The following is a 6,959-nucleotide window of genomic DNA, read 5'->3' on the forward strand; positions in this document are numbered from 1 at the left end:
TCAGCCGAACCAGCCGTGCAGCATCCACGGCGCATGCGGATCATTGCGCTCACGGAAAGCCCAACCGCGCTGGCCATGCGCGGTTTCCACCACGTAGTAGTCGCGGCGCGCGTCGGCCTGGTCCCACCAGCCCGATTCGATCCGCTCCGGTCCAGTGACGATGCGCAGGCGGGGATCACGCAGCGGTTGCGGCGTGTCCAGCAGCCAGCCCGGACGCAGCGGCCAGTACGACGGAGGCTTGACCGCGGGCTGGGTGCCACTGGCGCGTTCGGGGCGATGGTCGGCCTGCACCGCCAGCGGCTGCACGGCTTCATCGCCCAGCCGCGCACGCAGGCGCTCGCGCAGCTGGTTCCAGGGCATTGCCTGTGCCGGCCGGGTGTCGAACAGGTCACGCGCGGCGGGCACGAACGGTGGCAACTGCTCGGCCTGCAGGCGCAGTGCGCGGCTGCCGGCCGGCAGGGCGAAGGCTTCCATGCGGTTGCGTGCGATCTCGAACAGCAGCGCGGGATCACGCTCGGGCGCCAGCAGGCCGATGGTCAGTACGCTGGCCGGCAGCAGGTCGTGCTCGAAATGCAGGTCGAAGCGCTGCACGCCGCCATCGCGCGAACAGAGGAACGCAGCCAGATCCAACAGCAGCCGGCGCAGCGGGAACAGCAGGGCCTGGCTGGATTCGATCTCGTATTCGAATTCGATGCGCGCATCGAAACGATCCGGTGGCTGGTAGTAACGCAGTGGCGCAGTGGGCAGGCCACGCAATGCGTCCAGCTGCTGCAGCACCTCGGGGGCGAAGCGCCGGGCCAGACTGTCACGCGGCAGTTCGAGCACCGCACCCAGCGTGCGCAGGCCGGAACGGCCGAGCACGGTCACCGCTTCGCTGGGCAGGCCACAGCGCGGCAAAGGCAGCTGAGCCAGTGCCGCTGGCAGCTGCTGCGCATCGATGCCGAGGCCGTCGTGGACATTGGCCAGCACGCGCGCGGCATGCGCGGTGGGCGCGGCCACCAGGCGATGGCGGAAACCAAGCGCATGCAGTTCGTTGCGCAGCCGCTGCTCGATCGTCAGCCAGTCGCCGAACAGGGCGCGGCTGGCACCGATCTCCATGACCAGCGCATGCGGAAAATCGAGGCTGACCTGCGAGCTGTAGGCATAGGCCCAGCTGGCCAGCAGCTGCCGGGTGTGCTGTTCGGCGGTGGGGTCGTAGTCGTGCAGGTGCATGTCCTGCACCAGTACCTGCGCGGCCGACAGCAGCATGCCCGGGCGCAGTCCCACCGCACGGGCGGCCGGGCTGACCGCACGCAGCACGCGACGCTGCGGCGGCCCCTGCAGCAGCACCAGTGGCCGCTGCGGGTCCGGCTGCAGGCGCAGCACGCTGTCCAGCGCCAGCTGCGGCAACAACAGGCAGGCCCAATGCATGGCGCGGCCTCAGTGGGTGATGGCCAGTGGCAACGGCTGCGCGGGTGGCAGGCCGCCACGGCACTTCAGCACCCGTACCTGGCCGTGGTCGAGCTGCAGGCGCAGGCTGGCCGGGGAGGGGTTGCGCGCTGCCTGCGCCTCGCGGAACACGAAGCCCAGGCACTGGCCGCTGTCGGCAGCCACCTGCAGCCGGCGCAGGGCGCGATCGTCGGCCTGGTGCGGCCAGCACAGCACCGCCGCGCAGGCCGCAGAGCGCAGGCACTGTTCGGCGGCCCACAGCGCCTGTTTCGGTGCGGCGTGGATGATCTGCAGCTGGGCCAGGTCCAGCCCGGCGGCGGCCCAGGCCGGGGCATGCGGGCGATAGGGCGGGGCGACCAGTACGATCGGGCGTTCGCGCTGGCTCAGCCTGGCCAGTGCCGGCCAGACCAGCGCCAGCTCGCCGACGCCGGGCGCTGCCTGCAGCACCTCGCACAGCCCGCTGGCCGGCCAGCCGCCGCCGGGCAGGCGTGCGTCCAGTGCCGGGTGGCCGCTGGCCAGGTGGTCGCTGGCCGGGCCCTGGCGGGCTGGGCCGCGCCACAGCTGGCGCCCGTCCAGCAGCCGGTCGAGGGCGACGACGGCACCCATCAGCCGGTCCTCCAAGGCAGGCGCCGGGTTGGCTTGAAGCGGCAGGAACGGGCGGAAACGGCAGGCATGGCGCGAGTATCGACGGGCCGGTATCAGGGGCTGAGACCGGACATGCTACTCGCGTTGTGAGTAGAATTACTAATGAAATCGGAGGGTCGGGTTTCAGGTTGCTGAAGGGGTAAAGGAGTGCCGACCAAGGTCGGCACCCACCGGGTATGGGACGGAATGCCGACCAAGGTCGGCACCCACAGGCCCCGGTTACGGGCGGACCGGCAACGCCACCGGGCGCAGCGGCGCGGCATCGCCGCCGCGGATCTTCAGCGGGCCGCCGATGAAGGCGAACTCATAGACCTTGTCGCGGGCCAGTTCGTCCAGCGCCACCAGCTCGATGATCGGAGCGCCCTGCTGGGCCAGCAGGTAGGTGTGCAGCGGCACGTAGTCGTCGGACACCTCCGAGGGGAAGGTTTCGAAGCTGAGGTTGTCGGCGCCGACGATCATCGCGCCGCTGTCCTCGACCAGGAAGCGCGCGGCGTCCAGGCCCATGCCCGGCGGGTTGGCCATGTAGGCCTTGGGCTGTTCGAACAGGCGCATGCGGCCGGTGCGGATCAGCACCACGTCGCCCTGCTGCAGCTTCACCTGCTGGCGTGCCAGCGCATCCTTCAGGTCCTGGCGGGTGACGCGGTAGCTGTCCGGCAGCATGTCCACGCCCTTGGCGCCGGCCACGTCGATCAGCACGCCACGCGCGATCAGCGGTGGGAATTTCTCGATGCCGGTGACGTTCCAGCCACGGTCGCCGAGGTGCTTGTCGGCCTCGAAGCCGTTCCAGATCTTTCCGTGGATGCCGAAGTGGTTCAGTGCATCGATGTGGGTGCCGGTGTGGCTGTACATCGAGAACGCGGTGCCGGTGTAGCTGCGGGTGAGGTTCATGGTTTCACCCACGCCCATCGGATCATCCATTACCGTGCCGCGCGGGGTATGGGTCATCCAGAACTGGTAGTGCGGGTCACCGGCGTCCTGCCAGCTGGGCATGCCGACGTAGTACTCGGTGGCCAGGTCATAGGCCTTGCCGCCACTGACCCGCGACAGGATCGCTGCGCGCGAGGCGTCGGTGATCAGGTTGAGGCGGCCGATCTCGTCCTTCGGCCCCCAGGGGCTGGTACCGACCTGCTGGCCGGAGGGAACGCGTTCGTGTGCGGAAACGGCGGTGGAAGCGGCGGTGCCGGCCAGCAGCAGGGCCAGCGCGGTGGCCAGGGTACGTGAGGTCATGGGGAATCTCCTTGCAGGGTGGGGGACGGTGCGGCTCAGGCCGCGACCAGGTGCGCCAGGGCTTGGCGCAGTTGCGGCAGCGGCAGGGTCTGCAGGCGCAGGCCGTTGCCGCCGATCACGGTGGGAATGGAGCGGATGCCGAGGGCCGCGGCTTCGGCACGGTCGGCCTGCACGCGCTGGCGCACTGCGTCGCTGCGCATGTGGTCAGCGAAGGCGCCACGTGGATGCCCCAGCGACTCGGCGATATCCAGCAGTACTTCGGCGTCGCCGACGTTGCGGTGCTGGTGCAGGTGCGCCCACTGCACGGCATCGAACATCGCGCCATGGGCGTCGTTGCCGCCGAGCATGCCGGCAGCCTGGCAGGCCAGTGCACCGAGCCAGCCGGACGGATACTCGAAGTCCTGTGCGCGCATGCCTTCGATATCGATGCGCGCGGTGTCTTCATGCGCGGCGCAGTCGGTCCAGTGGCGCAGGATGATCGCTTTGGCGCGCTCCATCGAGCCGAACACCTCGACCATCTGCGCGCGCGAGTCCTGCAGCACGAAGCTGCGATGTCGCACCTGGATGCTGAGTTCGGCGGAGACCTGCTGCAGGCGCGGGGCGAGCACGAAGCACCAGCCGCAGACCACGTCGTGGAAGAAATCGACCACCGGCGCGGTGGTAGCGGGGGAAGGAACGGAAGACATCTGCCTGCCATCGGTGAGAGGGGAGGCGGCAGATTAGGCAGCGCGGCGCGTCTGAAACAGTACGCCGCGGGCAGCTCAGTTTTCGCTGGCGGTTACGAATCCAGGCCGGCGCAGCCTGGCAGTTCGGCGTGCAGGAAATCGATGAAGGCACGCACCTTGGGCTGCAGGTGGCGTGAGGTGGGATAGACCGCATGCACGAAGCGCGGTGGATAGCGGTGGTCGGGCAGCACCTGCTGTAGTTCGCCACGGGCCAGTGCCGGTGCGGCCAGGAACGAGGGCAGGGCGCCGATGCCCATGCCGGCTACCAGCAGATCGCGCAGCAGCAGGCTGTTGTTGACGGTAGCGCGCGCCGGCAGGGTGATCGTTACCTGCCCATCAGGGCCGAGCAGCGGCCAGCTGCCGGGCGAGTCAGACAGGCTGTAGGCCAGCACGCTGTGCGCCTGCAGATCGTCCACCGCCTGCGGTGCCGGATGCTGCCGCAGGTAGGACGGAGCCGCGCACAGCACCTGCTGCAGCGAGGCCAGGCGGCGCGCTACCAGTCGCGAGTCGTCCAGCTCGGCACGCAGCCGCAGCGACACATCGAAACCTTCGCCGACCGCATCGAGCAGGCGGTCTTCCATCACAAAGTCCAGCGACAGCTGCGGATGCTGCTGCAGGAAGCGTGGCAGCAGCGGCGACAGCGTGCTCAGCGCGAATGATTGCGGTGCATTGACGCGCAGGCGTCCGGCCACGTCGCCGCGCTGTTCGGCGATGCCGCGTTCCAGCGCCTCCAGCTCGTCGAGCAGGCGGCAGCATTCGCGGTAATAGGCGTGGCCGGTTTCGGTCAGGCTCATGCGCCGCGTGGTCCGCTGCAGCAGCACCACTCCCAGATGCGTTTCCAGCGTGCGCAGCTGCTTGCTCAGCCCGGCGGGCGACATGCCCAGGTCTTCGGCAGCACGGGCCAGCCCGCCGCGTTCGACGATGCGGCGGAAGGCACGCATCAGGTTGAAGGAATCCATGCCGGTCTCGGGCGCGATGAGGCCGCCATTGTAGATCCACGCCATGCGTGGATGCGGGAAACGTGGTGCCGTCCACGATGGTCATCCACCAGGGGCGCGCCGGGTTGCGCCGTTTGTTCAAGCCGGCCACCCGCATGCCGCGCCAGCATGCAGGCCCCTTACTTTCCGGATTGCCCATGAAGCACTGGATGCTCCGCCTGTATGCCCCGCTGTTCCTGCTGGGTTTCGTTGCCGCCGCCATCGTCTGGGTCGGCCACTGCCACGGTAACCCGTTGTGGCTGCTGGCCCTGCTCGCGGTTGCCATCGCGGTTTCGTTCGCTGCCGAACGTGCCTGGCCGTATGACCCCACGTTCAACCACGACCAGGGCGACAGCCTGCGTGACACCCTGCATGCGCTGGTCAACGAAAGCCTGAACCTGCTGTCGATCGCTGCGGTTCCGCTGCTGGCAGCGCTCATTCCGTGGCAGCTGTGGCCGCTGCAGTGGCCGTTCGCGCTGCAGGTGCTGATGGCCATCGTCTGCGCCGACCTTGGCATCACTCTGGTGCACTACGCCAGCCATCGCATTGGCTGGCTGTGGCGGCTGCATGCGGTGCATCACAGCGTGACCCGCATGTATGGTTTCAACGGTCTGATGAAACACCCGCTGCACCAGGCGGCCGAAGCGGTGGGTGGTGTGCTGCCGCTGCTGGTGCTGGGCCTGCCGATGCCGGTAGCCGCGGTGCTGGCGTTCGCCATTGCCATCCAGCTGCTGCTGCAGCATTCCAACGTGGACATGCGTCCCGGCGTGCTGGGTCGGGTGATGGCATGGGCACCACTGCATCGCTTCCACCACATGCGCTACGGCACCGCCGGCGATGTCAATTTCGGTTTGTTCCTGACCGTGTGGGACCACGTGCTGGGGACCGCCTTCGATGCACCGGGCTATCGCCTGGGCCGGCCTGACCTGGGCATCGGCAGCCAGCCGGACTATCCGCACGATTATCCCGGGCAGCTGATGGCACCGTTCCGTGAACTGCCGCATGGCGAGGTGCCGGAGCTGCCGGAAGGCCTGCGCAGGCGTGGGTGATCGAGCGTGTCAGGTCGCGTGCAGCTGCAGGCCCTGAAGCTGCGCGGCACCGATGCCGAACATGCGGCGCAGGCTGCGTGACAGATGGGCGAGGTCGGCAAAACCGGCCGCATGCGCGCTGTCGGTCAGGTTGTGTCCGCGCAGATGATGCATGAGCGCGTTGCGCAGCCGTTGCCACAGTACCCAGCCGCGAAGGGTCACCGCCAGCTCGGACTGGAAACGCCGGTGCAGCTGGCTGGTCGACAGGTGCGCCGCTTCGGCGATATCAGCAGCCGGCACCGGGCCGGGCAGGTGCTCGGCGATACGGGACAGCGCGGCCTGCACGCGGCGGTCCAACGGCTGCGGGCGACTCAGCCTTGGCAGCCAGTCGTGCAGCTCCAGCGCGTTGCCCGGCAGCGCGAGCAGGTGCTGCCGGATCTGGTTGGGATCGGCATGCGCCGGTTCCAGGAACACCGTGCAGCCCGCTTCCGGCGCCGACAGGATTGCGTGCGGCTGGAATGACGGCAGCCACAGCCGTTGGCCCTGCTGCCGTACGCCGTCGATCTCGACCTGCCAGGGAGCGGCTTCGCTCAGCAACAGTTGATGGGCGTAGTGCGCGTGCGTATCGCTGCCACCAGCGTGGCCTTGCAGCACAGCCACGTGAGCATCCAGCAGCAGCGTGCCATTCCAGGGCAGGGCGGGAGAGGACATGGAGGGATTGTAGATCCACGTCATACGTGGATGAATCTCCATCGAAATCGAATATTCCGACAGTTGAACGAAGAGCAGCCGAGCATGGGCTCGGCTCTACAGCAGGCTGTGCAGGGAATTGTCGAAGGCGGGGTGGGTCCGGTTGCGGGGGCGTGAGCGCCATGGATGGCGCGACCGAGGCTACATGGACGTACTTGCGCCGTCCCCCGCAACCGGAC

At 68.5% G+C, this 6,959-nt stretch carries 7 protein-coding genes; 1 reads left to right on the plus strand and 6 read right to left on the minus strand.

Annotation, left to right across the window (positions count from 1 at the left end; genetic code table 11):
* From DI041_RS04315 to DI041_RS04335, 5 genes are all read right to left on the minus strand, one after another.
* Entirely contained in the window at positions 1 to 1,410 is a 1,410-nt protein-coding gene (locus tag DI041_RS04315) for a Y-family DNA polymerase (RefSeq protein WP_136638114.1), read from the minus strand.
* A 9-nt stretch (positions 1,411 to 1,419) separates the two neighbouring features.
* Positions 1,420 to 2,034 (minus strand): translesion DNA synthesis-associated protein ImuA, encoded by a 615-nt coding sequence (imuA, locus tag DI041_RS04320; protein WP_046984663.1) that lies wholly within the window; start codon positions 2,032 to 2,034, stop codon positions 1,420 to 1,422.
* Between the two features lie 258 nt (positions 2,035 to 2,292).
* A complete protein-coding gene (locus DI041_RS04325; RefSeq protein WP_046984662.1) occupies positions 2,293 to 3,300 on the minus strand; it encodes a cyclase family protein in 1,008 nt (335 codons plus the stop codon).
* Between the two features lie 35 nt (positions 3,301 to 3,335).
* Entirely contained in the window at positions 3,336 to 3,986 is a 651-nt protein-coding gene (locus tag DI041_RS04330; RefSeq protein ID WP_046984661.1) for a DsbA family oxidoreductase, read from the minus strand.
* Between the two features lie 92 nt (positions 3,987 to 4,078).
* Positions 4,079 to 5,029: a LysR family transcriptional regulator gene (locus DI041_RS04335; RefSeq protein ID WP_211195173.1), complete on the minus strand. Its 951-nt coding sequence runs from the start codon at positions 5,027 to 5,029 to the stop codon at positions 4,079 to 4,081.
* 131 nt (positions 5,030 to 5,160) lie between these two features.
* Here DI041_RS04335 and DI041_RS04340 point away from each other — a divergent pair, with 131 nt between their 5' ends.
* Positions 5,161 to 6,051, plus strand: a complete 891-nt coding sequence (locus DI041_RS04340; RefSeq protein WP_046984685.1) for a sterol desaturase family protein — start codon at positions 5,161 to 5,163, stop codon at positions 6,049 to 6,051.
* Between the two features lie 9 nt (positions 6,052 to 6,060).
* Here DI041_RS04340 and DI041_RS04345 read toward each other — a convergent pair whose 3' ends face one another.
* A complete protein-coding gene (locus DI041_RS04345) occupies positions 6,061 to 6,765 on the minus strand; it encodes an AraC family transcriptional regulator (RefSeq protein ID WP_046984660.1) in 705 nt (234 codons plus the stop codon).
* Between the last annotated feature and the right edge of the window lie 194 nt (positions 6,766 to 6,959).

Source organism: Stenotrophomonas maltophilia (assembly GCF_004920835.1).
Classification (GTDB): domain Bacteria; phylum Pseudomonadota; class Gammaproteobacteria; order Xanthomonadales; family Xanthomonadaceae; genus Stenotrophomonas; species Stenotrophomonas maltophilia_AQ.

What these genes read in the sequence shown, in the direction of transcription:
- DI041_RS04330 (WP_046984661.1), bottom strand. Translation starts at nt 3,986, where the DNA reads ATGTCTTCCGTTCCTTCCCCCGCTACCACCGCGCCGGTGGTCGATTTC.
- DI041_RS04340 (WP_046984685.1), top strand. Translation starts at nt 5,161, where the DNA reads ATGAAGCACTGGATGCTCCGCCTGTATGCCCCGCTGTTCCTGCTGGGT.
- DI041_RS04345 (WP_046984660.1), bottom strand. Translation starts at nt 6,765, where the DNA reads ATGACGTGGATCTACAATCCCTCCATGTCCTCTCCCGCCCTGCCCTGG.
- DI041_RS04325 (WP_046984662.1), bottom strand. Translation starts at nt 3,300, where the DNA reads ATGACCTCACGTACCCTGGCCACCGCGCTGGCCCTGCTGCTGGCCGGC.
- DI041_RS04335 (WP_211195173.1), bottom strand. Translation starts at nt 5,029, where the DNA reads ATGGCGTGGATCTACAATGGCGGCCTCATCGCGCCCGAGACCGGCATG.
- imuA (WP_046984663.1), bottom strand. Translation starts at nt 2,034, where the DNA reads ATGGGTGCCGTCGTCGCCCTCGACCGGCTGCTGGACGGGCGCCAGCTG.
- DI041_RS04315 (WP_136638114.1), bottom strand. Translation starts at nt 1,410, where the DNA reads ATGCATTGGGCCTGCCTGTTGTTGCCGCAGCTGGCGCTGGACAGCGTG.